Origin of the sequence: Streptomyces odontomachicola (genome assembly GCF_039605595.1) — a bacterium.
In the GTDB taxonomy this organism is placed as follows: Bacteria; Actinomycetota; Actinomycetes; order Streptomycetales; family Streptomycetaceae; genus Streptomyces.
Map to the genome: position 1 here is coordinate 233,305 of NZ_JBCFOK010000001.1, position 26,223 is coordinate 259,527.

At 72.9% G+C, this 26,223-nt stretch carries 18 protein-coding genes; 15 read left to right on the forward strand and 3 right to left on the reverse strand.

Annotated elements, in window-relative coordinates; all coding sequences use genetic code 11:
- Positions 1–18 precede the first annotated feature (18 nt).
- From ABEE00_RS01215 to ABEE00_RS01260, 10 genes are all read left to right on the forward strand, one after another.
- Positions 19–906: an ABC transporter ATP-binding protein gene (locus tag ABEE00_RS01215; protein ID WP_345743258.1), complete on the forward strand. Its 888-nt coding sequence runs from the start codon at positions 19–21 to the stop codon at positions 904–906.
- A gap of 654 nt (positions 907–1,560) precedes the next feature.
- Positions 1,561–4,413, forward strand: a complete 2,853-nt coding sequence (locus ABEE00_RS01220) for an FAD-binding and (Fe-S)-binding domain-containing protein (protein ID WP_345743259.1) — start codon at positions 1,561–1,563, stop codon at positions 4,411–4,413.
- Positions 4,414–5,205: 792 nt separating this feature from the next.
- Positions 5,206–6,000, forward strand: coding sequence for a TIGR03084 family metal-binding protein (locus tag ABEE00_RS01225; RefSeq protein WP_345743260.1), 795 nt, complete (start codon positions 5,206–5,208; stop codon positions 5,998–6,000).
- Positions 6,001–6,053: 53 nt separating this feature from the next.
- The gene (locus ABEE00_RS01230; RefSeq protein ID WP_451918484.1) at positions 6,054–7,838 is read left to right on the forward strand and encodes an acyclic terpene utilization AtuA family protein; all 1,785 of its coding nucleotides are present in this window, start codon (positions 6,054–6,056) and stop codon (positions 7,836–7,838) included.
- Positions 7,835–9,445 carry an acyl-CoA carboxylase subunit beta gene (locus tag ABEE00_RS01235; protein WP_345743262.1) on the forward strand — a complete coding sequence of 537 codons (1,611 nt, stop codon included), beginning with the start codon at positions 7,835–7,837 and terminating at the stop codon, positions 9,443–9,445. Before ABEE00_RS01230 ends, ABEE00_RS01235 begins: the two co-directional genes overlap by 4 nt.
- Positions 9,446–9,477: 32 nt before the next feature.
- Positions 9,478–11,565, forward strand: coding sequence for an ATP-binding protein (locus tag ABEE00_RS01240; protein WP_345743263.1), 2,088 nt, complete (start codon positions 9,478–9,480; stop codon positions 11,563–11,565).
- Complete coding sequence (locus ABEE00_RS01245) at positions 11,562–12,749, forward strand: acyl-CoA dehydrogenase family protein (RefSeq protein WP_345743264.1); 1,188 nt, start codon at positions 11,562–11,564, stop codon at positions 12,747–12,749. Before ABEE00_RS01240 ends, ABEE00_RS01245 begins: the two co-directional genes overlap by 4 nt.
- A 47-nt stretch (positions 12,750–12,796) precedes the next feature.
- Complete coding sequence (locus ABEE00_RS01250; protein WP_451918470.1) at positions 12,797–13,552, forward strand: enoyl-CoA hydratase family protein; 756 nt, start codon at positions 12,797–12,799, stop codon at positions 13,550–13,552.
- A gap of 77 nt (positions 13,553–13,629) precedes the next feature.
- Positions 13,630–14,208, forward strand: coding sequence for a TetR/AcrR family transcriptional regulator (locus ABEE00_RS01255; RefSeq protein ID WP_345743528.1), 579 nt, complete (start codon positions 13,630–13,632; stop codon positions 14,206–14,208).
- Between the two features lie 110 nt (positions 14,209–14,318).
- Positions 14,319–15,836, forward strand: a complete 1,518-nt coding sequence (locus ABEE00_RS01260; protein WP_345743265.1) for a sodium:solute symporter family protein — start codon at positions 14,319–14,321, stop codon at positions 15,834–15,836.
- 304 nt (positions 15,837–16,140) lie between these two features.
- Here the strand turns inward: ABEE00_RS01260 and ABEE00_RS01265 are convergent, their stop codons facing one another.
- Entirely contained in the window at positions 16,141–17,223 is a 1,083-nt protein-coding gene (locus ABEE00_RS01265; RefSeq protein WP_345743266.1) for a citrate synthase 2, read from the reverse strand.
- Positions 17,224–17,745: 522 nt separating this feature from the next.
- Here ABEE00_RS01265 and pdxH point away from each other — a divergent pair.
- Together pdxH and ABEE00_RS01275 are read left to right on the forward strand one after the other, a co-directional pair.
- Positions 17,746–18,393, forward strand: a complete 648-nt coding sequence (gene pdxH, locus ABEE00_RS01270; protein ID WP_345743529.1) for a pyridoxamine 5'-phosphate oxidase — start codon at positions 17,746–17,748, stop codon at positions 18,391–18,393.
- A 368-nt stretch (positions 18,394–18,761) separates the two neighbouring features.
- On the forward strand, positions 18,762–20,273 hold the full coding sequence (locus tag ABEE00_RS01275) for a PAS domain-containing protein (RefSeq protein ID WP_345743267.1): 1,512 nt from the start codon (positions 18,762–18,764) through the stop codon (positions 20,271–20,273).
- 63 nt (positions 20,274–20,336) lie between these two features.
- On the opposite strand, the gene ABEE00_RS01280 is transcribed toward ABEE00_RS01275, so the two are convergent.
- Positions 20,337–21,089 carry an SIS domain-containing protein gene (locus ABEE00_RS01280; RefSeq protein ID WP_345743268.1) on the reverse strand — a complete coding sequence of 251 codons (753 nt, stop codon included), beginning with the start codon at positions 21,087–21,089 and terminating at the stop codon, positions 20,337–20,339.
- Between the two features lie 241 nt (positions 21,090–21,330).
- Here ABEE00_RS01280 and ABEE00_RS01285 point away from each other — a divergent pair, with 241 nt between their 5' ends.
- A complete protein-coding gene (locus tag ABEE00_RS01285) occupies positions 21,331–22,026 on the forward strand; it encodes an iron-dependent transcriptional repressor DtxR (protein WP_345743269.1) in 696 nt (231 codons plus the stop codon).
- A 693-nt stretch (positions 22,027–22,719) separates the two neighbouring features.
- Positions 22,720–23,637, forward strand: a complete 918-nt coding sequence (locus tag ABEE00_RS01290) for an alpha/beta fold hydrolase (protein ID WP_345743270.1) — start codon at positions 22,720–22,722, stop codon at positions 23,635–23,637.
- 195 nt (positions 23,638–23,832) lie between these two features.
- On the opposite strand, the gene ABEE00_RS01295 is transcribed toward ABEE00_RS01290, so the two are convergent.
- The gene (locus ABEE00_RS01295) at positions 23,833–24,498 is read right to left on the reverse strand and encodes a bifunctional DNA primase/polymerase (RefSeq protein ID WP_345743271.1); all 666 of its coding nucleotides are present in this window, start codon (positions 24,496–24,498) and stop codon (positions 23,833–23,835) included.
- Between the two features lie 310 nt (positions 24,499–24,808).
- Between ABEE00_RS01295 and ABEE00_RS01300 the strand changes: the two genes are divergently transcribed.
- Positions 24,809–26,200, forward strand: a complete 1,392-nt coding sequence (locus ABEE00_RS01300) for an NsdA family TPR-like regulatory protein (RefSeq protein ID WP_345743272.1) — start codon at positions 24,809–24,811, stop codon at positions 26,198–26,200.
- Positions 26,201–26,223 lie beyond the last annotated feature (23 nt).

The window sequence follows — 26,223 nt, forward strand, 5'->3', positions numbered from 1 at the left end:
GCACGACAGGAGTGTCCGATGACGCTGACTGCTGACGACGTGAGCTGGGGCGCGGGCGGGCGTCTGCTCGTTGACGGGGTGTCGCTGCGGCCCGCGCCTGGGGCGACGGTGGGCCTGATCGGCCCCAACGGTTCCGGTAAATCGAGCCTGTTGCGGCTGCTCGCGGGCATCCGCGCGCCCGCTGCCGGGACCGTCGCGCTGGACGACGTACCGCTGAGCTCCATGCGGCGCAAGGCCGTCGCGCGGCGGGTCGCGGTGGTCGAGCAGCACGCCGACACCGGCGTCGACATGCGCGTACGGGATGTCGTACGGCTCGGACGCATCCCGCACCGCGGCGCGTGGTCGGGGCCCTCGGCGGAGGACGACGCCGCGGTACGGGAAGCGGTGCGGCACGCGCGCCTCGACGGTCTGCTCGACCGGTCCTGGCACACCCTCTCCGGCGGGGAGCGGCAGCGGGTGCAGATCGCCCGCGCGCTGGCCCAGCAGCCGGACCACCTGCTGCTCGACGAACCCACCAACCACCTGGACATCCAGCACCAGTTGGAGCTGCTGACGCTGGTCGCCCGGCTCCCGGTCACCAGCGTGGTCGCGCTGCACGACCTGAACCACGCGGCGATGTTCTGCGACGAGCTGCTGGTGTTGAAGGAGGGGCGGGCCGTCGCCGCCGGCCCGCCGGAGAAGGTGCTGACCGAGTCGCTGATCGCGGAGGTCTACGCGGTGCGGTCGGTGGTCACGGGGGAGGGGCCCGAGGGCCGGCCCTCGATCCGCTTCCTGCCTCCGGCGTCGGAGCCGGAGCCGGAGCCGGAGCCGGAGCCGGCGCCGGCTCCGGAGAACGGGGTTTCCTCCGGCTCATCCGGGTTTACGGGTTCCGGCTCGGGTTCGGGGTCCGGGCGTTCCGAGCGGTAGACCTGGGCGCGGATCAGGGCGTGGACGATGCTGAGGTGGTCGGCGGGCATGGAGCCTCCAGGGAGCGGCGGTGCGGGGCTGGTTCTGACCCGCACGTATTCGCCGTCCGGCGCCGACTGCTGCCATGTGTACGAGGGTCGGGGCCGGCGATGAGGCTCGGGTGAGCGGCGGATGAGGATTGCTTCATGTGCGGGGGTGGGCTCGGGGGTGGGCTGCTTTGCGCCTTGACCGCCGGGCGGGTGCGCTTTTGGTTGCTTCCCGCTGCGGCGGGTTTTGGGTGGGTGGTTGCGCCCGACTTTGTGAGTTACGGCCCGCTCTACGACGCTCCGCGCCTCCGGCCGGGCCTCCGCCCGGTCTGCGGCGTCCCCGGAGGGCTGCGTACGAGCCGTCGCGACCGTGCCCACTTACTAGCTGTGGGCAGTCGTTCCGCAGGGGCGAGGGGGGTACCTCCCTGCTCGGAGCGAAGTCGGAGAGCTTGGGGGAGGGTGGGCACAGCGGACTTGCGCCCCGGGCACCTGGCCCGCCATGTACGCGACGGGGCCCCGGGGCGCAGCCCCGGAAAGGGGGCACCTAGGGGGCACCCCGTAGCGCGAAGGGGACCACACACGGTCGGGGTGATCGGCTTACGCCCCGCGAGAAGGCACGCTGGGCCCCATGGGAGACGAACGGGAACACACGGCCAACGCCCTCGCAGAGAACCTGCGCCAAGTCGTCCGCGGCGAGGTGGAGTTCGACACGACCAGCCGCGCCCTCGTCACGATGGACGCCTCGAACTACCGAAGGGTGCCCCTGGGGGTGGTCGCCCCGCGCGACGGCGAGGACGTCGCCGCCACCCTCGCCGTCTGCCGCACCCACGGCGTACCGGTCCTCGCCAGGGGCGCCGGCACCTCCATCGCAGGCCAGGCCACCGGCATCGGCGTGGTCCTCGACTTCACCCGCCACATGAACCGCATCGACGCCGTCGACCCCGGCTCCCGCACAGCCCTGGTCCAGCCCGGTGTCGTCCTCGACCGCCTCCGCGAGCACGTCGCCCCCTACGGGCTCACCTTCGGCCCCGACCCCTCCACGCACAGCCGCTGCACCCTCGGCGGCATGATCGGCAACAACTCCTGCGGCTCGCACTCCGTCGCCTGGGGCACCACGGCCGACAACGTACGGGAGATCGAGGTGCACACCTACGGGGGCGGGCGCGCCGTCCTCGGCCCCGGAGGGGACGGCGTACCGGCTCCCCTAAGGGACGCCGGCCGCGCCCTCGTCCAGAACGAACTGGCCCGCCTCCGCACCGGCTTCCCCGAGCTCCCGCGCCGCATCTCCGGGTACGCGCTGGACGAGCTGCTCCCCGAGAAGGGCGAGGACTGGGCCCGCGCCTTCACCGGCAGCGAGGGCACCCTGGGGGTTCTCACCCAGGCGTCCGTACGGCTCGTCCCCGTACCCGGAGCCCGCGTGCTCGCCGTACTGGGGTACGCCGACGAGAGCGCCGCCGCAGAAGCCGCCGCCGGGCTGCTCCCGCACCGCCCGCTGACCGTCGAGGGCATGGCCAACGACCTCGTGGGCGACGCGGCCCGCGCCTCGCTGCCGAGGGGCGGCGCCTGGCTGTTCGTCGAGGTCGGCGGGGCGGACGAGGGCGAAGCGCGGGCCCGCGCCGAGGAGTTGAGCCGCCAGGCGGCGGCCGACGGCGCCACCGACCACCTGCTCATCACCGACCCGGCGGGGCAGCGCGCACTGTGGCGGGTACGCGAGGACGCCTCGGGCACCGCGACCCGGATGCCCGATGGCAGCGAGGCATGGCCCGGCTGGGAGGACTGCGCCGTACCCCCGGCCCACCTAGGGGACTACCTAAGGGACTTCCGTGGGCTGCTCACCTCGTACGGCCTCCGGGGTCTCCCCTACGGGCACTTCGGTGACGGCTGCATCCACGTGCGCATCGACTTCGACCTGATGGACGCGCCGGGGATCCAGAAGTTCCGCGACTTCTCGCACGACCTCGCGGACATCGTGGTCGCGCACGGCGGCTCGCTCTCCGGCGAGCACGGCGACGGGCAGGCGCGCGCCGAACTGCTGCCGAAGATGTACGGGCCGGAGATGGTGGAGCTCTTCGGACGGTTCAAGGACGCCTGGGACCCGGACGGCGGCCTCAACCCCGGCATGCTCGTACGGCCCGACCGCATCGACCAGAACCTCCGCTTCGAGCCGCTGCCCCGCGAGCCCGTCGACGTCGCCTTCGGCTATCCGCACGACGGCGGCGACTTCTCCGCCGCGGTACGCCGCTGCGTGGGCGTCGCCAAGTGCCGCAACACCAGCGCGGGCGCGGGCGTGATGTGCCCGTCCTTCCGCGCGACGGGCGAGGAGAAGCACTCCACCCGCGGCCGCGCGCGGCTTCTGCACGAGATGCTCGCGGGCGACGCGGGTGACGGCAGCGGTGTCGTACGGGACGGCTGGGATTCGGAGGAGGTGCGGGACGCGCTGGACCTGTGCCTGTCCTGCAAGGGCTGCCGCAGCGACTGCCCCGTAGGGGTCGACATGGCCACGTACAAGGCCGAGTTCCTGCACCACCATTACGAGGACAAGCGCCGCCCCATGGCCCACCACTCCATGGGCCGGCTCCCGGAGTGGCTGCGGCTGACCGCGGCGTTCCGGGCTGCGCCGCTGCTCAACGCCGGTGCGCGGATCGGGTCTCTGGCCGCGCTCGGGAAGCGGCTCGGCGGGCTCGCCCCTGAGAGGGACATCCCTGCCCTGCCCCGAGAGCCCTTTACGCGGTGGTGGCGCAGGCAGCCCCTAGGGGAGCGGCGGGGGAGCGGCGAGGGGCCGCGCGTGGTGCTGTGGCCGGACACCTTCACCAACTACCTGTCCCCGGAAGCCGGTTCGGCTGCCGTCAGGGTTTTCCGGGATGCGGGCATCAGGGTCGCGGTGCCGCCGCGGCAGGTGTGCTGCGGGCTCACGTACGTGTCGACCGGGCAGCTCGACCGGGCGCGGGCGGTCATGCGGCGCACGCTCGACCGGGTCGAGCCCGCGCTCGATGCGGGGCTTCCCGTGTCCGTACTGGAGCCGCCGTGTGCGGCGGCGCTCAAGACCGATCTGCCCGAACTCCTCGGCGACGATCCGCGGGCCGCGCGGCTGGCGCGGTCCGTGCGGACGTTTGCCGAGACGTTGGAGGAGTACGCGCCGGAGTGGCGGCCGCCGCGGGTTGATCGGCCCGTCGCGGGTCAGCTGCACTGTCATCAGCACGCGGTGCTGGGGGATGCGGCGGATCGCCGTTTGCGTGAACGCGCCGGGCTCACCGGTGAGTTGAGCGGCGGCTGCTGCGGTCTCGCCGGCAACTTCGGCTTCGAGGCCGGGCATTACGAGGTGTCGGCGGCCTGCGCGGAGGACCAGCTCCTGCCGGCCGTACGGGAGGCCCCCGACGGGGCCGAGCTGATCGCGGACGGCTACTCCTGCCGTACGCAGCTCGAGCAGTTGGGCGGGGCGCGGTCCCGCCATGTGGCGGAGGTGCTGGCCGAGCACCTGTGAGTGGTCGCTTCGCTCCGTGACCGCCGACCCGTTGCGCTTCTGCTTGCTTCCCGCTGCGGCGGGATTCGGTGGGTGGTTGCGCCCGACTTGTGCCTTCCGGCCCGGACGGAAACGCTCCGCGCCCCCGTCCGGGCCTCCGCCCGGTCTGCGGCGACCCCGGGTGCGGTCATGAGCGTCCCGCCGCGCTTCCGGGCCCCGTTGCGTACGGGGTGGTGCGGGTGCCGGGGGGCGTCGGTCCGCTGTGCCCACCCTCCCCCAAGCTCTCCGGCTTCGCTCCGAGCAGGGAGGTACCCCCCTCGCCCCTGCGGAACGACTGCCCACAGCTCAAAGGGGGAGCGGCGGGCAACCCACAGCGTTCCGCCACCCACACTTCGGTAGCGACCACTGTCGAAGCTGAGCGAGGCTCGTCCGGTGGCGCGGAGCGTTGCCGGGCGAGCCGTCACTCACAAGGCAGTCGGAACCACCCACCCACACCCCGCCGCAGCGGGAAGCAACCACGCTCGGAGGCCGTCGGCGGTCACGACGCAAAGCGTCCACAGCCGGCGCACCCGCGCGCCTCACAAGGCAGTCGGAACCACCCACCCCCACGCGGGCCCGACCGGAGGTCAAAGCGCGCAGCGCAAAGCCCGCAGCGGCGAAAGACCCAAGCGAGGCGGGGCCAGCAGGAGCCCACACCCCGCTGGGCCCCCAACACCACGTGCTGGCGCACAAGAATCATGCACGCATGCTTGATTCCCGAGCGGCCCCCTGCCAACCTCATTCACCAGACCCCGACTTGGGAGGAGCGCGCGCATGTCGGACGGCGCTGCCGTGCTGGAGGACCTGCGAGCTGAGGGCGAGGAGCTGGACCGGCTCGTCGGCGCGGCGGCGCCGAGCGCGTGGGTGCGCGAGACCCCCGCCCCCGGCTGGACCCTCGCGCACCAGATCGCCCACCTCGCGTGGACCGACGAACGCTCGCTGCTCGCGGTCCGCGACGAGGCCCGGTTCGCCACCGAGGTGGAGGCGGCGATGGCCGCGCCGGACACGTTCGTGGACGACGGCGCGCGCGAGGGCGCCAAGAAGGAGCCCGAAGCGCTGCTCGCACACTGGCGCACCGTCCGCACCGCCCTCGCCGAGGAGTTGGCCGCGCAGCCGGAGGGCCGCCGCGTCCCCTGGTACGGCCCCCCGATGAGCATCCCCGGCATGGCCACGGCACGGCTCATGGAGACCTGGGCGCACGGCGGCGACATCGCGGACGCCCTGGGGGTCGTGAGGGAACCGACCGCGCGGCTCCGGCACATCGTGCGGCTCGGGGTCAGGACCAGGGACTTCGCGTACGCGGTGCACGGGCTGACCCCTCCGGGAGAACCCTTCAGGGTCGAGATGACGGCCCCCGACGGCGACCGCTGGACGTACGGCCCCGAGGACGCGGCGCAGCGGGTCACCGGCAGCGCGCTGGACTTCTGCCTGCTGGTCACCCAGCGGGTGCACAGGGACGACACGGCGCTGCGCGCCGAGGGCCCGGACGCCGACGCGTGGCTGGGCATCGCCCAGGCGTTCGCCGGGCCGCCCGGTGGTGGCCGGAAGTGCAAGGGGGCGAGCGCGTGAGGCCGCTGCGGATAGGCAACTGTTCGGGCTTCTACGGCGATCGGTTCGCCGCGATGGAGGAGATGCTGCGGGGCGGCGAACTGGACGTCCTCACCGGCGACTACCTGGCCGAACTCACCATGCTCATCCTCGGCAGGGACCGGATGAAGGACCCGGAGCGCGGCTACGCGAAAACTTTCCTGCGCCAGTTGGAGACCGGGCTCGGGCTCGCCAAGGAGCGCGGGGTCCGGATCGTCGCCAACGCGGGCGGGCTCAACCCGGCCGGACTGGCCGACGCCGTAAGGGAATTGGGAGAGCACCTAGGGGTCCCCGTACGGGTCGCTCACGTCGAGGGCGACGACCTCACGGGGCGCGACTGGGGGCGGGAAGGGATCCTCACCGCCAACGCGTACCTCGGCGGCGGCGGGATCACCGCGTGCCTGAACGCCGGTGCCGATGTCGTCGTCACCGGCCGCGTCACCGACGCCGCGCTGGTCAGCGGCGCTGCGGCGGCCCACTTCGGGTGGGGCGCGGACGACCTGGACGCGCTGGCCGGCGCGGTCGTCGCGGGCCACGTGCTGGAGTGCGGCGCGCAGGCCACCGGCGGCAACTACGCGCTGTGGGCCGAGGAGGGCGTGGACGCGCGGCACCCCGGATTCCCCCTCGCGGAGATCGCCCCCGACGGTTCCTCGGTGATCACCAAGCACCCCGGCACCGGCGGCGCGGTCACCGAGGGCACGGTGACGGCGCAGCTCCTGTACGAGACGGCGGGCGCGCGGTATCCGGGCCCCGACGTGACCGCGCGGCTCGACACCGTACGGCTGCGGACCGAGGGCCCCGACAGGGTGCGCATCGACGGCGTACGGGGCGAGGCGCCGCCGCCGGATCTCAAGGTCGGGCTCTCCCGGCTGGGCGGCTGGCGCAACGAGGTCGTGTTCGTGCTGACCGGGCTCGACATCGAGCGCAAGGCGGAGCTCGTACGGGGCCAGGTCGAGGACGCGCTGAGTGCTGCCGCGCGGCGTCCGGCCGAGGTGCGCTGGTCCCTCGCGCGTACCGACCGCACCGACGCCGACGTGCAGGAAGAGGCGAGCGCGCTGCTGCGGCTCGTGGTGCGCGACCCCGAACAGGAGGCCGTGGGCCGCTCGGTGACCGGCTCGGCCGTGGAACTGGCCCTGGCGAGCTACCCGGGCTTCCACGTGACGGCCCCACCGGGGAAGGGCTCCCCCTACGGGGTCTTCCACGCGGAGTACGTGCCGGCCGGCGAGGTCCCGCACGTGGCGGTGCTCCCGGAAGGGGAGCGTGTGGCGATCCCCGCGCCCCTTAAGACCAGGGCCCTGGAACCCGTAGGGGATCCCGAACCCCTAGGGGAGCCCCTGCCCCTAGGGGAGCCCCTGCCCCTAGGGGAAGCCCGACCCCTAAGGGAGTCCCTCCCCCTAGGGGGAACCCCACCCCTAAGGGGCGCCCAACGTCCGCCGCGCACCACCCCGTTCGGCCCCACCCGTACGGAACCCCTAGGGGCCCTGATCGGGGCCCGCAGCGGAGACAAGGGCGGGGACGCCAATCTCGGGGTCTGGGTCAGGGAGCTGCCGGGGGACGGCGGCGGTGACCGGCGGCGCGAGGCGTGGGAGTGGCTCGTTCAGCACCTCACCGAGAAGGAGCTGGCGCAACTGCTCCCCGAAATCCGGCCGTTGCGCGTGACCCGCCACCTGCTGCCCGGCCTCCACGCCGCCAACTTCGTCATCGAGGGGCTGCTCGGCGAGGGCGTGGCCGCGCAGGCCCGCTTCGATCCGCAGGCCAAGGCCCTGGGGGAGTGGCTCCGCTCCCGGCACATGGAGATACCCGAAAGGTTCCTGCCGTGACCGTGTTGCGCACCGCGCTCGATACCGCGAGCCCGGAATACGCCGCCCGCCGCGAGGCCATGCTCGGCAAGCTGACCGAGCTGGAGGCCGAGCACGACAAGGCGCGGGAAGGGGGTGGGGAGAAGTACACGACCCGGCACCGCGACCGGGGGAAGCTGCTGGCCAGGGAGCGGATCGAGCTGCTGCTCGATCCGGACACCCCGTTCCTCGAACTCTCGCCGCTGGCCGGCTGGGGCAGCGACTACACCGTCGGCGCCTCGCTCGTCGCGGGCATCGGCGTGGTCGAGGGCGTGGAGTGCCTGATCACCGCCAACGACCCGACCGTACGGGGTGGTGCGAGCAACCCGTGGACGCTGAAGAAGGCACTGCGGGCCAACGAGATCGCGTACAGGAACCGGCTTCCCTGCATCAGCCTCGTCGAGTCGGGCGGCGCCGATCTCCCCAGCCAGAAGGAGATCTTCATCCCGGGCGGGGGCCTCTTCCGGGACATCACGCGGCTGTCGGAGGCCGGGATCCCCACCCTCGCCGTGGTGTTCGGCAACTCGACGGCCGGCGGCGCGTACATCCCCGGCATGTCGGACCACGTGATCATGGTCAGGGAGCAGGCCAAGGTGTTCCTCGGCGGTCCGCCGCTGGTCAAGATGGCCACCGGCGAGGAGGCCGACGACGAGGAGCTGGGCGGCGCCGAGATGCACGCCCGGCAGTCCGGGCTCGCCGACCACTTCGCGCTGGACGAGCCGGACGCGCTGCGCCAGGCGCGCCGCGTCGTCTCCCGCCTCAACTGGCGCAAGGCGCACACCGATCCGGCCGCGGGCGCAGGGGTCCCCGAGCCGCCGAAGTACGACGAGGAGGAGCTGCTCGGCGTCGTACCGGAGGAGCTCAAGGTGCCCTTCGACCCGCGTGAGGTGATCGCGCGGATCGTGGACGCCTCGGACTTCGACGAGTTCAAGCCGCTGTACGGGCCCAGCCTGGTGACCGGGTGGGCGCGGCTGCACGGCTATCCCGTAGGGGTGCTGGCGAACGCGCAGGGCGTGCTGTTCAGCGAGGAGTCGCAGAAGGCGACCCAGTTCATCCAGCTCGCCAACCAGCGCGACATTCCGCTGCTGTTCCTGCACAACACCACCGGCTACATGGTCGGCACGGAGTACGAGCAGGGCGGCATCGTCAAGCACGGCTCGATGATGATCAACGCGGTGTCCAACTCGAAGGTCCCGCACCTGTCCGTGCTCATGGGGGCCAGCTACGGGGCCGGCCACTACGGGATGTGCGGGCGGGCCTACGACCCGCGCTTCCTCTTCGCCTGGCCGAGCGCCAAGTCGGCGGTCATGGGCCCGCAGCAGCTCGCGGGCGTGCTGTCGATCGTGATGCGGGAGTCGGCCGCGGCCAAGGGCAAGCCCTTCGACGAGGAGGCGGACGCCGGGCTGCGGGCCATGGTCGAGGAGCAGATCGAGGCGGAGTCGCTGCCGATGTTCCTGTCCGGGCGGCTGTACGACGACGGCGTCATCGACCCCCGCGACACCCGCACCGTCCTGGGCCTGTGCCTCTCCGCGATCCACACCGCACCGGTGGAGGGCGCGCGGGGCGGCTTCGGCGTGTTCCGGATGTGAGGGGAGTGGGACGGGAATTGAGGAGTCAGCGCATGATCCAGTCCGTACTCGTCGCCAATCGCGGCGAGATCGCCCGCCGCATCTTCCGCACCTGCGCCGAGCTGGGCATCGGCACCGTCGCCGTGTACTCCGACGCGGACGCGGCCGCGCCCCACGCGCGTGAGGCCGACGCCGCCGTACGCCTCCCGGGGAACGCCCCGGCCGACACCTATCTGCGCGGCGACCTGATCGTGAAGGCCGCGCTCGCCGCCGGCGCCGACGCGGTGCACCCGGGGTACGGATTCCTGTCGGAGAACGCGGAGTTCGCCCGCGCCGTACGGGACGCCGGGCTGATCTGGATCGGCCCGCCCCCCGAGGCGGTGGAGGCGATGGCGTCCAAGACCCGCGCGAAGCGGCTGATGGCGGACGCCGGGGTTCCCCTGCTGGAACCCGTACGGGCCGAGGAGGCGAGCGCGCAGGATCTGCCCCTCCTGGTGAAGGCCGCGGCGGGCGGCGGCGGGCGCGGCATGCGCATCGTGCGCGAACTCGGCGCGCTCCGGGGCGAGATCGAGGCGGCGAAGGCCGAGGCGGTCTCGGCGTTCGGGGACGGCGAGGTGTTCGTCGAGCCGTATGTGGAGCGCGGCCGCCACGTCGAGGTGCAGGTGCTCGCCGACGGGCACGGCACCGTATGGGCGCTGGGCACGCGCGACTGCTCGCTCCAGCGCAGGCACCAGAAGGTGATCGAGGAGGCCCCGGCGCCCGGCCTCTCCGAAGCGCTCCGCAACACCCTGCACACCGCGGCGGTGAAGGCCGCGCAGGCGGTGGGCTACGAGGGCGCGGGAACGGTCGAGTTCCTGGTGTCCGCAACCAGCCAAGGGGCCCCGGACACCGCGTACTTCCTGGAGATGAACACCCGCCTCCAGGTCGAGCACCCGGTGACCGAAATGGTGCACGGCCTCGACCTCGTCGCGCACCAGATCCGCGTCGCCGAGGGCGTCCCGCTCTCGGTGTGCGGCCCGCCCGAGCCCCACGGCCACGCGGTGGAGGCCCGGCTGTACGCGGAGGACCCGGCGCAGGACTGGCAGCCGCAGACCGGCACGCTGCACCACTTCCACGTACCGGGCACCCCGGGCGACATCCGGCTGGACAGCGGCGTCACGGACGGCGACACCATCGGCGTGCACTACGACCCCATGCTCGCCAAGGTCGTCGCGTGGGCCCCGGACCGCGCGGAGGCCGTACGCAAGCTCGCGCGCGCACTCCAACGCGCCCGCATCCACGGCCCGTCGACCAACCGCGACCTGCTCGTACGGTCGCTGCGGCACCCCGACTTCGCGGAGGCCCGGCTCGACACCGGCTTCTACGACCGGCACCTGGGGGCCCTCACCGGGCCGGGGCCCGGGGACGCGGAGGCCGCGCGCCTGGCCGCGCTCGCCGCGGCACTCTCCGACGCGGCCCGCAACCGCGCGGCCGGCACCACCGTCACCGGCAGGCTCGGCGGCTGGCGCAACGTTCCCTCCGCGCCGCAGCGCAAGAGCTACCGGGCCGAGCCCGACGGGACCGAGTACGAGGTCGCGTACCGCATCACCCGGGACGGGCTGGAGGCCGCCGACTTCGCCGGAGTGTCGCTGCTGCGCGCCGAGCACGGGCTCGTACGCCTCGAAGTGGACGGCGTGGCGCGGGACTTCGCGGTGCGCTCCTATCCGGGAGCGGACGCGGTCCAGGGCGCCGCCGCCGTGTACGTCGACTCGCCGCTCGGCGCGCACGCCCTCACCGCGCTGCCCCGCTTCGCCGACCCGGCGGCCCGCACCGAGCCCGGATCGCTGCTGGCGCAGATGCCGGGAACGGTCGTACGGGTCGCCGAGGGGCTGGCCGTCGGGGACGCGGTCGAGGCCGGGCAGCCGCTGCTGTGGCTGGAGGCCATGAAGATGGAGCACAAGATCACCGCTCCCGCCGCGGGCACCCTCACCGCGCTGCACGCCGAGCCGGGCCGCCAGGTCGAGGTCGGCGCGCTGCTCGCCGTCGTCTCGGACCAGGCAGCACCGGACAAGGCCGCATCGGACAGCGCCGTATCGGACGAAGCCGCACCGGACAAGGCCGTCTCAGACAACGCCGTATCGGACACGAAGGAGCAGTCATGAGCACAGCCCCGCACGGCACGGACACCAGCGGCCTGCTGGAGACCGAGGAGCAGCGCGCGCTCCGGGACGCTGTCGCCGCGCTCGGGAAGCGCTACGGGAGGGAGTACTTCGCGGACGTCGTACGCGAGGGCAAGCACACCGACGAGCTGTGGGCCGAGGCCGGCAAGCTCGGCTACCTCGGCGTCAACCTGCCCGAGGAGTACGGCGGCGGGGGCAGCGGCATGGTGGAGCTCTCCATCGTGCTGGAGGAGCTGGGCGCCGCGGGCTCCCCGCTGCTGATGCTGGTCGTGTCCCCGGCGATCTGCGGGACGGTCATCGCGCGCTTCGGCACGGAGGAGCAGAAGGCGAAGTGGCTGCCCGGACTCGCCGACGGCAGCCGCAAGATGGCCTTCGGCATCACCGAGCCGGACGCGGGCTCCAACTCGCACCGCATCACCACCACCGCGCGCCGCGAGGGCGACGAATGGGTGCTCAACGGGCGCAAGGTGTTCATCTCCGGCGTGGACATCGCCGAGGCCACGCTGATCGTCGGCCGCACGGAGGACCACAGGACCGGCAAGCTCAAGCCCGCGCTGTTCATCGTGGAGCGGGACACCCCGGGCTTCTCGCGGAACATGATCGACATGGCGGTCGCAGCCCCGGAGAAGCAGTTCGAGCTCGTACTCGACGAGGTGCGGCTGCCCGCCGACGCGCTGGTCGGCGACGAGGACGCCGGGCTGCTCCAGCTCTTCGCCGGGCTCAACCCGGAGCGGATCATGACCGCCGCTTTCGCGTGCGGTATGGGCCGGTACGCGATCGGCCAGGCACTGGAGTACGCGCGCACCCGCCAGGTGTGGAAGGAGCCCATCGGCGCCCACCAGGCCATAGCCCACCCGCTCGCGCAGGCGCACATCGACCTGGAGCTCGCGAAGCTCATGATGCGCAAGGCGGCGCTGCTCAACGACGCGGGCGACGACGCGGCGGCGGGCGAGGCCGCGAACATGGCCAAGTACGCGGCGGGCGAGGCGTGCGTGAAGGCCGTCGACCAGGCGGTGCACACGCTGGGCGGCAACGGCCTGTCCCGCGAGTACGGCCTCGCCGACATGCTCACCGCGGCACGCGTGGCCAGGATCGCGCCGGTCAGCCGGGAGATGATCCTCAACTACGTGTCCCACCAGAGCCTCGGCCTGCCCAAGTCGTACTGAGCCCGAGTCGTACTGAGCCCGAGTCGTACTGAGCCCGAGTCGTCGTAGTGAGCACGGAGGTGCCTGTGGAGCTGATCCGGCAGTCGTACGAGCGCGGCGTCACCACCCTCACCCTGGACTCGCCGCACAACCGCAACGCGCTCTCCTCCCGGCTGATGGCCGGGCTGCACGAGGGCCTGGAGGCCGCGGCGAAGGACACGGAGACCCGCGCGGTGCTGCTCACGCACACCGGCGGCACCTTCTGCGCGGGCGCGGACCTGAAGGAGGGCAGCGGTACCCCGCAGGATCTGGCCCGCCTGCTGCGTACGGTCGCCGAGCTGCCCAAACCCGTCGTCGGCGTGACCACGGGGCACGTGCGCGCGGGCGGTACGGGGCTGCTCGGGGCCTGCGACATCTCCGTCGCGGGGCCCGGCGCGAGCTTCGCGTTCACCGAGGCGCGGATCGGGGTGGCCCCGGCGGTGATCTCCATGCCGCTGCTGCCGCGCCTCGATCCGCGTGCGGCGGCGCGCTATTACCTCACCGGCGAGAGGTTCGGCGCGGAGGAGGCCGCCCGCATCGGCCTGGTCACCCTCGCCGCCGAGGTTCCGGAGCGGGCGCTGGAACCGGTACTGGACGGGCTGCGGCGCGGCTCCCCGCAGGGCCTCGCCGAGTCGAAGCGGCTGGTGAACGCGGAGGTGCTGCGCTCCTTCGAACGGGACACGGGTACCCTCGCGGAACTGTCCGCGCGGCTGTTCGCCTCGGAGGAGGCCCGCGAGGGCATGACCGCCTTCCTCGAACGACGGGATCCGGAGTGGGTGCGCTGAATGCCGGCGGGGTGAACGCCGGCGAGGTGAGGGCCGGTGCGGCGAAGCCCGGTGCGGCGAACGCGCGCGGCGGCCAGGTGCGCGGCGCCGAGCCCAAGCAGGACCGCAGCCGCGCCACCCGGCAGCGGCTGCTGTCCTCCGCCGTCGACTGCCTCGCCGAGCACGGCTGGTCGGGCAGCACGGTCACGGTGGTCGCCGAGCACGCCGGGGTGACCAGGGGCGCGGCGCAGCACCACTTCCCCACGCGGGAGGACCTGTTCACGGCGGCCGTGGAGTACGTGGCCGAGGAGCGCTCGAAGGCGCTGCTCGCGCTGCCCAAGCCGGAGACCACGGAGGAGGCGGTGCGGACGCTGGTCGGGCTCTACACCGGGCCGCTGTTCCGCGCGGCGCTGCACCTGTGGGTCGCCGCCTCGAACGAGCCGCAACTCGGGCCACGGGTCACGGACTTGGAGGCGCGCATCGGACGGGAGACCCACCGGATGGCGGTGGACCTGCTCGGCGTGGACGAGAGCGCGCCGGGTGTGCGCGAGACCGTGCAGGGCCTGCTCGACATGGCCCGCGGCCTGGGCCTGGCCAACCTCCTCACGGACGACCGCGCGCGTCGCGAACGGGTCGTGGCGCAGTGGTCCGCCATCGTGGCGGGATCCCTGGGCTGAGCAACCCCGTGCCCGTACCGGTGTATTGACGCCCCATCAGGGCGCTTCTAGGGTGACGGCTCATTCAGGGACCTGGCAGCAGTTCATGTCTATGAACCTGGGGAGCCGCGATGTCCACACCGGACTGGGTCGTTCTCGGTGGCTACTTCTTCGTCATGGTCGGCATCGGCCTCTGGTCCAAGCGGCGCATCTCCAACGTCGCCGACTTCTTCACCGCACGCGGCCGCATCCCCTGGTGGCTGTCCGGGATCTCGCACCACATGTCCGGCTACAGCGCCATCATGTTCGTGACCTTCGCGGCGGTCGCGTACGACTCCGGGATCACCGTCTACTTCTGGTGGCCGATGACCATCGGGCTCGGCATCGGCGTTGGCGCCTTCCTCTTCGCGCCGCGCTGGAACAGGCTGCGTGCCAAACACGGCGTCAACTCCCCGCTGGCGTACCTGGCCCAGCGCTACAACCTGCCCACCCAGCAGGTGCTGGCCTACAGCGGGGCCGCGCTCAAGGTCGTGGACATCGCGGCCAAGTGGGTGGCCATCGCCGTGCTGCTCCAGGGCTTCGCGCACATCCCGCTGGTGTGGGGGATCGCGATCACCGGCGTGTGCACCATGTTCTACATGGCCTTCGGCGGGCTGTGGGCCGATGTGCTCACCGACTTCGGCCAGTTCGTGATCCAGGCCGTCGCCGGGATCGCCATGCTGGTCGCCGTCATGGCCCATCTGGGCGGCTTCTCCATGCTGTGGACGATGTGGGACCGGCTGCCCGCCAGCCACTCCGACCCGGTCAACGGGACCGTCACGACCGGGCTGATCATGGCGTTCCTGCTGGTGAAGACCTTCGAGTACAACGGCGGGATGTGGAATCTGGCGCAGCGCTACATGGCGGCGCCGTCCGGCTCCCGCGCGAAGAAGTCCGCGCTGCTGTCCAGCGCGCTGTGGCTGGTCTGGCCGCTGATCCTCTTCATCCCGATGATCGCCGCGCCGCTGATCGTGCCGGGGCTCGCGGACGGTGAGCAGTCCTACATCCGGCTTGCCCAGGAGCTGCTGCCCACGGGCCTGATCGGGCTGCTCCTCGCCGGCTTCTTCTCGCACACGATGGCCATGGTGGCCTCCGACTCCAACGTGATCACCGCGGTCATCACGCGGGACCTGGTGCCGGTGCTGGTGCCGCGCGTGAACCGGCTCTCGGAGCGCGGCGAACTCCTCTTCGCGCGCATCACCACGGTCGCCTTCGTGACGGTCAGCATGTGCTTCGCGCTGTTCAGCGACCCGAACGGCTTCATCATGACCGTCGTGGTCAGCATCGTCGCGGCGACGATGGGGCCGATCTCGATCCCGCTGATGCTGGGGCTCCTGCCGTGGTTCAAGCGGAACGGGCCGTGGGCGGCGCTCGTTTCGTGGGCCGGTGGGATGGCGGTGTGGGGCTATTTGTCGTGGGGCGTCGACGGCGCGACCGAGACGATGACGGTCGGCATTCCCGTGCTGACTTCTTTGGTGCTGTACGTGGTGGTCGGCCTCGTACGCCCCGAGCCGAGCGCGGCGCGCGCGGCCCTGATCGACTCCCTGTCGTCCGACCCGGCGGAGTCCGGTACCTCCGCGGACGCCCGCACGGAGGTACCGGTCACGTAGGTACCGGGGCTCCGCCCCGGGCCCCCGTCCCGCTCGTGGCGACGGGGGCGGGGGCGTTGCGTCCGCTGTGCCCACCCGTTCCGCCCCAGCGGAACGAATGCCCACAGCTCGTACGGAGGCCGACCACAGCCTTGTGCGGAGCAAGGCCCGGCCGGAGGCGCGGAGCGTCGTAGGGCGGGCCGTCACTCACAAGGCAGTCGGAACCACCCACACACATCCCGCCGCAGCGGGAGGCGACCACACGCGGGCCCGACCGGCGGTCAAGACGTGAAGCGTCCACACGCAGCGCACCCGCGAACCGCACTCAGCGCGGGATCGACCCCGCCTCACGCGTCGCCGGCCCCACATACCGCGCCGAAGGCCGCACAAGCCGCCCCGTCCGCTTCTGCTCAAGGATGTGCGCCGACCACCCCGCCGTCCGCGCGCACGTGAACATCGACGTGAACATGTGGGCCGGGACCTCGGCGAAGTCCAGGACGATCGCCGCCCAGAACTCCACGTTCGTCTCCAGCACGCGGTCGGGACGCCGCTCCCGCAGCTCGGCCAACGCAGCGCGCTCCAGCGCCTCGGCCACCTCGTACCGCGGCGCCCCCAGCTCCTTCGCCGTACGCCGCAGCACCCGCGCACGCGGGTCCTCGGCCCGGTACACGCGGTGCCCGAAGCCCATCAGCCGCTCGCCCTTGTCGAGTTGGCGCTTCACGTAGGCCCGCGCGTCCCCGGTCCGCTCGATCTCCTCGATCATGTGCAGGACGCGGGAAGGCGCGCCCCCGTGCAGCGGCCCTGACATCGCGCCGACGGCCCCCGAGAGGGAGGCGGCCACATCGGCGCCGGTCGACGCGATGACCCGCGCCGTGAACGTCGACGCGTTCAGTCCGTGCTCGGCCGCCGAGGTCCAGTACGCGTCGACCGCCGCCACATGCTTCGGGTCCGGCTCACCGCGCCAGCGCCGCATGAACCGCTCGACGACCGTGTCCGCCTTGTCGATCTCCCGCTGCGGCACCATCGGCAGCCCCTGACCGCGCGCCGACTGCGCCACGTACGAGAGCGCCATCACCGCGGCGCGCGCCAGGTCGTCGCGCGCCTGTTTCTCGTCGATGTCCAGCAGCGGCCGCAGGCCCCACACCGGCGCCAGCATGGCCAGCGCGGACTGCACGTCCACGCGGATGTCCCCGGAGTGCACCGGGATCGGGAACGGCTCGGCGGGCGGCAGCCCCGGCTGGAAGCTGTCGTCGACCAGCAGGCCCCACACGTTCCCGAAGGACACGTGGCCCACCAGGTCCTCGATGTCCACGCCGCGGTAGCGCAGCGCGCCGCCCTCCTTGTCGGGCTCGGCGATCTCCGTCTCGAACGCGACGACACCCTCGAGCCCGGGTACGAAGTCGGACATCAGGCGGCTCCCTCGTGTGCTGCCGGCGGCTCGGCCGCCGGTCTGGCTGGTCATGGAGGCGGGGCGGCCGAGGCTTACGGGCAGCGGTCCCGTGCGCTGCGGCCTGCCGGCCGTCCCTGCCTCGCTGATGCCCCGTGCGGCGGATGCTCATCCGGCCCGGCGGGCCGTACACGATAGTCGCCGGTAGACGGCGTACTGCCCCCTCGGGAACGGCGATTCTCGTCCGTCACACGCGCGCTGGGGAAGGGTGAGAAGCGGCACAGGCCCGTCGCGCGCGCGAGAGGAGTAGCGCGCCACAAGGGTGGGCACACTGAACGGCCGTAACTCCCGCAACAGCCCCCGTGACGTGCCAACGTGCCTGCGGGGTACGCGGCTTCGGGGCCGGACGCGGACATGCTGCAAGATATGCGCGTGCCTCACGCCGACGATGACGCAGACCGAGTGCCTCGCACCCCGTCCGTGCGCAGCCCCGCTGACCGGCCCCTCCGTACGCTCTCCGGCACGACGCTCGACCCGGCGAGCATGCGCGCCCACTACCGCGCGCAGGGATTGTCCGAGCCGGACCTGGCGCCCGACCCGTACGCGCAGTTCACGCGGTGGTTCACCGACGCCGCCGACAGCGGGCTGCACGAGCCGAACGCGATGGTCGTCTCCACGGCCGACGCGGACGGCAGGCCCAGCTCCCGCACCGTGCTGCTCAAGCAGTACGACGAGCGCGGCTTCGTCTTCTTCACCCACTACGGCTCCCGCAAGGGAACGGAACTGGACGCCAACCCGCACGTCTCGCTGCTCTTCCCCTGGCACGGCATCGCCCGGCAGGTGATCGTCTGCGGCACGGCCGAGCACACCGGGAGGGACGAGACCGCCGCGTACTTCCGCACCCGCCCGCACGGCTCCCAGCTCGGCGCGTGGGCCAGCGACCAGTCGGCGCCCGTCGCCTCCCGCGAGGAACTGGACCGGCTGTACGAGGACTTGGCGGCCCGCTATCCGGAGGGCGAGGACGTCCCCGCGCCGCCGCAGTGGGGCGGCTTCCGCGTACGCCCCGAGACGGTCGAGTTCTGGCAGGGCCGCGAGAACCGCCTGCACGACCGGCTCCGCTACGTACGGGCCGAGGGCGCAGGCCAGGACGCCGAGGGCAAGGGCTGGACCGTCGAACGCCTCTGCCCCTGAGGGCGCTCCGTACACACACGCAGACACGCAGACGGCCCGTGGGCGACTCCTCCCGCCGAGGCGGAAGGCGTCGGTCGGACGAGTCCGACGAGCCCACGGGCCGGGTGACTGCTTGGAGATTGGCCGGGCGAACCGGCGTCACACTGTGGCGTCGGCGCTAGGCCGCAGCCACCTCACGCGTCCGGTGAGAAATCATCTTCCGGATCACCTCCTTTCTCGTGTGCCCCGCACGCTAGGCATCCGCCGGAGGCCCCGCAATCGAATTTCGGGGCGGCAACGATTTTCGGGATTCCGGTGTGTGCTGGGTCACGTTCGCGTTGAATGAGGGATGCACGCGGCGAGGGCGTGCTCAGCCGGGGGGTGTTCAGGTGGCAGCTCAGTCCCAGACCCACTCCGCCTCCTCTTCCGACGGGGACGGAGGGGGCGCAGACGACGAACTTCTGCTGGCCGCGCTGCTCGACGGCATGGACGCGGCGCTCTGCGCGTTCGACGCCGACGGCGTGGTCACCCACTGGAACAGGGAGGCCGAGCGCATCCTCGGCTGGTCCCACGAGGAGGCGGTCGGCCGCCGCGGCCTGGCGGGCTGGGCGGTGCGCAGCGCGGACGCCGAGGAGGTCGAGTCCAGGCTGCTCGGCGCGATGCACGCGCCGGGGCGCCAGGTGCACGAGTTCGCGCTGGTGACCAAGGACGGCGGCAGGGTGCTGGTGCGCACCCAGTCCTCCGGCGTGACCGGCGCCGACGGCCGCCCCTCCGGTGTGTACTGCGCGTTCAGCGAGGTGCACGCCCAGATCGACCTGGAGCGCTCGATCGCGCTCAGCGAGGCGCTGTTCGAGGACGCCTCGTGGGGCGTCGTGCTGGTCGACGCCGACCTGCGGCTCGCGGTCGCCAACGTGCACGCGGCGCAGACCTTCCGCAGCTCGCGCTCGGGCATGCTCGGGCGCCCGCTCGGCGAGTTCGTCGAGCAGGGCGTCGAGGAGCTGGAGGGCGCGCTCCAGCACGTCCTCGCCGAGGGTGCCCCGCCCGCGCCGGCCGAGATCTGGGTGACCCTGCGCCCGGGCGGCGCAGCGGGCGGCACCCCTGCCGACCAGGGCTTTCCTGGTACGGACGCGGGAGCGGGGCCGAGTGCGGGACAGGGCGCCGACCCCGCCGAGCCCCAGGAGCCCGCCCAGCGCCGGTGCCTGCGCAGCGGCTTCCTCCGGCTCGCCTCGCCGCTCGCCGAGGAGCCCGTGCCGCTGGGCGTGGCCTGGGTGTTCACCGACGTCACCGAGACCAAGCGGTTCGAGCAGGAGGCGGCCAGGCTCCGCTTCCGCGACAACCAACTGCACCGCGCGGCCCGCGCCGCCGCCGAGTGCGAGGACCCGATGGAGGCCGTCACCGTCCACCTCGACTTCGCGCTCGCGGGCTTCGCCGACCACGCGCTGCTCGACCTGATCGCGGGCGACGGCGGCGCCCCCGGCGCGAGCCCCGGCACCCCCGGCGACCCGCACACCGAGGCGCCGCCCCGGCTGGTGCGCACGGCGGCCACCCCGGTCTCGGCGCCCGGCCCCGTGCCCCCGGTCGAGCCCCGCTTCGCCAGCGGCATCCCGGTCGGGTACGCGACGGGCCACCCCGCGCTCCAGGCGTACGAGCGGTGCGGCTCGGTGCGGACCAGCGCGGGCTCGGTGCCCGCGCCGCGCTGGGCCGAGGTGCGCAAGTGGCCCGACGGCACGGTCCACGGCCTGTGCACGGTGCTGCGCAGCAGGGGCCGCACGCTGGGCGTGGTCACCTTCCTCCGGGGCCGCAGCCGCAGCACCTTCGACCGCAGCGACGCGGCGTACGCCGAGGACATCGCGGTCCGCCTGGCCGCCGCGGTCGACCTGTCCCTGACGGTGACGCCCTGAGCCCGCGCGCCTGAGCCCGCGTGCCCGAGCCCCGCGCCCGGGGCTGTCACGGGCCCGGGGCTGTCAGCGGTAGAAGATCCGGTCCGCGTATTCGTCCATGACCTTCGCGTTCCAGTCGTGGCCGCCGTCCACGTTGCCCGAGCGCAGCAGGGGCGGGGTGATGCCGCGCTCGGCCAGCGCCCCGGCCGCCGTCGCCACGACGGCCTGCATCATCGCGCTGGTCACCACCGTGGAGGCGGGTGCGAAGGGCGCGCCGACGGCGTCCGAGGCGAGCTCCGCGTCGCCCACCGCGATGTGGTTGTCCAGCACCACGTCGCAGTGGTCCTTGAGGAAGGTGCCGGTGGTGTGCCGCGACTTCGTGCCCTCCGCATACGCCACCGAGGTCAGCCCGACGACCTTGAGGCCCAGCGCCCGCGCGTTCATCGCCATCTCCACGGGCAGCGCGTTCCGCCCGGACAGCGAGATCACGATCAGCACGTCGCCCGGCCGCGCCGGGCTGGAGTCCAGGACCGTGCCGGCCAGCCCCGCGACCCGCTCCAGCGCGCTGCCGAGCGTCGCGGGCCGTACGTCGACGCCCACCACACCCGGCACCGGCAGCAGGTTCATCACGGCGAGGCCCCCGGCCCGGTAGACCACGTCCTGCGCGGGCAGCGAGGAGTGCCCCGCGCCGAAGGCGAAGACCCGGCCGCCGTCGGCCACGGTGTCCGCGATCAGCTTCCCGGCCTCGGCGAGCCGGTCCTCCTCCGCGTCCCGCACCGTGCGCAGCAGCCCGATCGCGGCGTCGAAGAAGTCTCCCGCCAGGCCGTTTCCGCTCATGCCGCCTGCCCCTCGTGTTCGGTTGTGCCGCGTGGACGGTCCCCCTGCCGCGATCACGTTGAGGTCTGGACCAAGGGCCTGTCAATACGCGTGCGGCCCGCCCGCGCGGCGCCTCGCGGGGTGCGCCCGGGGGCCGCGGCACCTCCCCGTACGGGCCCTCGTGGACGGAGGCGGCACGGTTGTCAGTGCGATGCGTCAGAATTGATGCCAGGGCCACCGCACGAACTGACGAGGGGCACGCATGTCCGGACTGATCGACACCACGGAGATGTATCTCCGCACCATCCTGGAGCTGGAAGAAGAGGGCGTGGTCCCCATGCGTGCCCGCATCGCCGAGCGGCTCGACCAGAGCGGCCCGACGGTCTCCCAGACGGTGGCACGCATGGAGCGCGACGGGCTGGTCACCATCGCCGGCGACCGGCACCTCGACCTCACCGACGAGGGCCGCAGGCTCGCCACCCGCGTGATGCGCAAGCACAGGCTCGCCGAGTGCCTGCTGGTCGACGTGATCGGCCTGGAGTGGGAGCAGGTGCACGCCGAGGCCTGCCGCTGGGAGCACGTGATGAGCGAGGCCGTGGAGCGCCGGGTGCTGGAGCTGCTGCGGCACCCCAGCGAGTCGCCGTACGGCAATCCCATCCCGGGCCTGGAGGAGCTGGGCGAGAAGCTGGAGGCCGACCCCTTCCTCGACGAGGGCATGGTCAGCCTGAGCGACCTCGACCCGGGCGCCGACGGCAAGACCGTGGTGGTGCGCCGCATCGGCGAGCCCATCCAGATGGACGCCCAGCTGATGTACACCCTGCGCCGCGCCGGCGTGCAGCCCGGCGCCGTCGTCAGCGTCAATTCCGGCTCCGCCGGCGGCGTCCAGATCGGCAGCAGCGGCGAGGCGGCCGAGCTCGACGCGGACATCGCGGGACACGTCTTCGTCGCCAAGCGCTGAGTCTTCGTCGCCCAGCGCTGAGCTCGGCGCCGGGTCCGGCGCCGATCCGGGCGCGCCGCGCGCTTGACCACCGCGGGGCGCGCACCCGTCACGCGCACCCCTGCGGTGCGCCGCGTCAATTCGCCTACGCAGATTTCCCCTGCCCGGCGAAGACAACCCCGCTGAACTGGCCCTTTGCGGGGTTTTGGGCGGTTCGGAAACGTCCGGACCGTCCCTGCTCGTACCGGAGTTGGGTGAAACCGAGCGCCCGCGTTTCGCGTCGTGCAACGCTGAGGCAGACGCACTGACGCGCGGGGAGGGGAGCCGTTCATGGACCGGCACGTTCCACACCGGGCCGCGCCGGTGGATGTGCTGCGCCCCGCGCGGGCGGGCGGAGGTCCGGTGCGCGGCCCCGGGGGAGAAGGCGCGGCCGGAGCCGAGGGCTTCGGCCGTTGCGCGGGCGGCGACAACTTCACGCATGGCAGGGGCCCCGGCGCCATGGGCGTCCGGGGCCCCGCTTCCCCACCCTGTGCGACCCGGAGCCCCGAGCTCTCAGGGTCGGCCTCCCTCCCGGAAGCTGTCTCCCCCGGCCCGCGCCGGCGAATCCCGGACTCAGGTCACTCATACGAGGGGTGTTCCCCAGGAGACGGATTCTTTCGAATAGAAGTTCGATAGCGTGACGCCGCGGTCAGAGGAGTGGGGGTGCCAAGACGCATGGTGCGACGGATCGATGTAACCGGCGTGGACGGAGTCCGGCTCGCCGCCTGGGAGTTCGCCGACCCGCCGAAGGGGAGCCACGAGCAGGACACCGGGCAGGACGGGACGGCCGCCGCCGGTGACGGGCGGTCACGGCTGCGGCAGCCGCCCGGAGTGCTGCTGCTGCACGGCCTGATGGGCCGCGCCTCGCACTGGGCGAGCACGGCGCGCTGGCTGTCGGGGCGCTATCGCGCGGTCGGCCTCGACCAGCGGGGGCACGGCCGCAGCGACAAGCCGTCCGAGGGTCCGTACGACAGGGAGTCGTTCGTCGCCGACGCCGAGGCCGCCATCGAACAGCTCGGGCTCGCCCCCGTCGCGGTCGTCGGCCACTCGATGGGAGCCCTCACCGCCTGGCAACTCGCGGCCAAGCGTCCCGACTTGGTGCACGCGCTGGTGATCTGCGACATGCGCGCCTCGGCGCTGGGCGAGCAGTCGCAGCGCGAGTGGACCGAGTGGTACAGGTCCTGGCCCGTGCCGTTCGCGACGTTGGCCGACGTGCGCAAGTGGTTCGGCGAGGACGACCCGGTGCTGGAGCGTCCGAGCGTGGCGCGCGGCGAGTTCTACTCCGAGGTCATGGCGGAGCGCGCCGACGGGTGGCGCCCGGTGTTCTCGCGGCGCCAGATGCTGGCCGTGCGCGAGGCGTGGGTGCACGACGCGCACTGGGACGAGCTCGCCCAGGTCCAGTGCCCGACCCTCGTGGTGCGCGGCATCGACGGGGAGCTGGGCCGCGCGGAGGCGCAGGAGATGGTGCGGGTGCTGCCGCGCGGGATCTACGCCGAGGTCCCGGACGCGGGCCACCTGGTGCACTACGACCAGCCGGCCGACTGGCGCCGCGTGGTCGAGCCCTTCCTCCAGGCGGTCCTGACGACGGAGTAGCACCGCTGCGGCGGAAACCTGAGGTGCCCGCCGCAGCGGCAGGCGAGGCGAGCGGGCCCGGTCGGCGGTCTCGGCGCGGCTCGGGCCCGGCGCCGCGGCGCACGCAAGGGGGGCCGCCGCGGCGGAGAGGGCGTTGAGCGGGAAGCGGCGTCGGGATCACGAGGGACGACCCTCGTGGGGGAGGGGCCCGACGGCCTAGCCGGCGCGTTCGCGCCCGCATGCGTAGGCCAGCGGCGGCAGGAGCTCGTCCGCGTCGGGCAGCCAGCGGTTCGCCGCCGTCGGAGCGCACGCCCACTGCACGGAGCCGCGCCCGCCCACCCTGCTCGGGGGCGCGGCCAGCCAGCCGCCCTCGCCGAGCGGGCGCAGGTCCAGCATCCCGGGGGCCCAGCCCAGCTTCCGTACGAGATCGGGGACCTTGGCCGCGCCGCCGGGCAGTACGAAGAAGAGCATCCGGCCGTCAGGTGTGCTGGTCACCGGGCCCTGGGTGAGCCGCAGCCGGCGCATCCTGGCGAGCGCCAGGCAGCCGGCGCCCTCCGGCACGTCGACGGCGTCGAAGGTGCGGCCCGTGGGCAACAGCACGGAGGCGTGGGGGTGTTGCGCCCACAGTCTGCGCAGCGCCGAGACGCTGCCGCTGGCCTCGGAGGCCCAGTGCCGTCCGGCGGGGTGTGCGCCGGGCGCGGGGCAGCCGGTCTCGCCGCAGCTGCACCGCGCCGTGCCCTCGACGGACTCCAGCCAGGTGCCGGGGAACACGTCCCAGTGCCGCTCCTCGGCGTACCGCACCGCATGGTCGAGCGGGGTTTCGCCGGGCTGGTGCTGGGCGGGGATGTGCGGGGTTGCAGTGACTCCTGAGGTGACTCCCATGGTCTCTTCCACGAACATCACAACTCCCGGCCCCAGCAAGGGTTACGGGGGTGCGCGGGCCGCGCGGGAGGGGTGCGCCACCGCCCCGCGAGGACACGAAAGAGCACGTCAGGGCCCGGTCGCACGGGATGTCCGGCACGGCGCACGGAAGCATCGGCAGGGGCGCGTGCGCAAACGACCGGTGTGGGCGGGTAGTTCACCCTCCTGGTGCATTGCCCTGTGAAGCAGATGATTTCTCCGAATCTCCGCTGAATCTTCCGTATATGCACGGGGCAGTGATCAACCAATGCCTTCACCGGAGGGGGATCACATGGCCGCCAGGCCGCTCGTCGCGCGGCAGCCCAACGAAAGGCTGCAGGCGCTCATTCAGGAAGCTGGCTGTTCCAACGCGGGACTGGCGCGCCGCGTCAACGTCTGCGGAACGGAGCACGGGCTCGACCTCCGTTACGACAAGACCTCGGTGGCGCGCTGGCTGCGCGGTCAGCAGCCGCGCGGGCGTGCGCCGGGCATCATCGCCGAGGCGCTGGGCCGGAAGCTGGGGCGCACGGTCACCATCGACGAGATCGGCATGGCGAACGGGAAGAACCTCGCCTCGGGCGTGGGCCTCCAGTTCGCGCCGACCGTGCTCGGCGCCGTGGAGCAGGTGTGCGAGCTGTGGCGCAGCGACGTGGGGCGGCGCGACTTCCTCACCGGCTCGTCGGTCGCGGTCTCCGCGCTGGTCGAACCCAGCAGGGACTGGCTGATCAGCGCGCCGGACGGGCAGGTCGCGCGGAGCGCGGGCGCCCGCATCGGAATGGCCGACGTGGCGGCCGTTCAGGCGACGACCGAGTCCCTGTCGGCGCTGGACCACCGCTTCGGCAGCGGGCACATCCGCCCGGTGGTCGTGCACTACCTCAACAGCGTGGTGTCCGGGCTGCTTTCGGGCTCGTACAAGGAGGCCGTGGGGCGCGCGCTGTTCGCGGCCGTCTCGCGGCTCACCGAACTCGCGGGCTACATGGCCGTGGACACCGGGCAGCACGGCCTCGCGCAGCGCTACTACATCCAGGCGCTGCGGCTCGCGCAGGCCGCGGGCGACCGGGCGTACGGCGGCTATGTGCTGGCCGCCGGAATGAGCCATCTCGCCGCCTCGCTCGGGAATCCGCGGGAGATCGCGCAGTTGGCGCGCGCGGCACAGGAGGGCGCACGGGGGCAGGTGACGGCGCGCGCGGAGACGATGTTCTGCGCCGCCGAGGCGCGCGGGCACGCGCTGATGGGCGACGCGCGGGCCTGCCGGGAGCTCACCTCGCGCGCCGAGGCCGCGATGGAGCGCGTCGAGAACCAGCCCGACTCCGGCGACGACCCGTCCTGGATCGGCCACTTCGACCGCGCGTACCTCGCGGACGAACTCGCCCACTGCCACCGCGACCTGAGCCAGCCCCGGGAGGCCACCCAGCAGGCCGAACGGGCCCTGGCCGCGCTGCCGGAGAGCCGCGCACGGCGCCGCGCCATCGGGCTCTTCCTGCTCGCCGAGGCGCAGTTGCAGCAGCGTGACATCGATCACGCCTGCCATACGGGCACCAAGGCGGCGCAGTTGCTGACCGGGCTGCGCTCCAGCCGCGGCCTGGAGTACCTGGAGGCGTTCCGGCAGCGTCTCCAGCCGTTCGGCCAGGAGCGCGCGGTGCGCGAGTTCTCCGCGCGCCTCGACCTGGCGGCCGTCGCGTGACGGCCGCGTGACGGAGGACACGG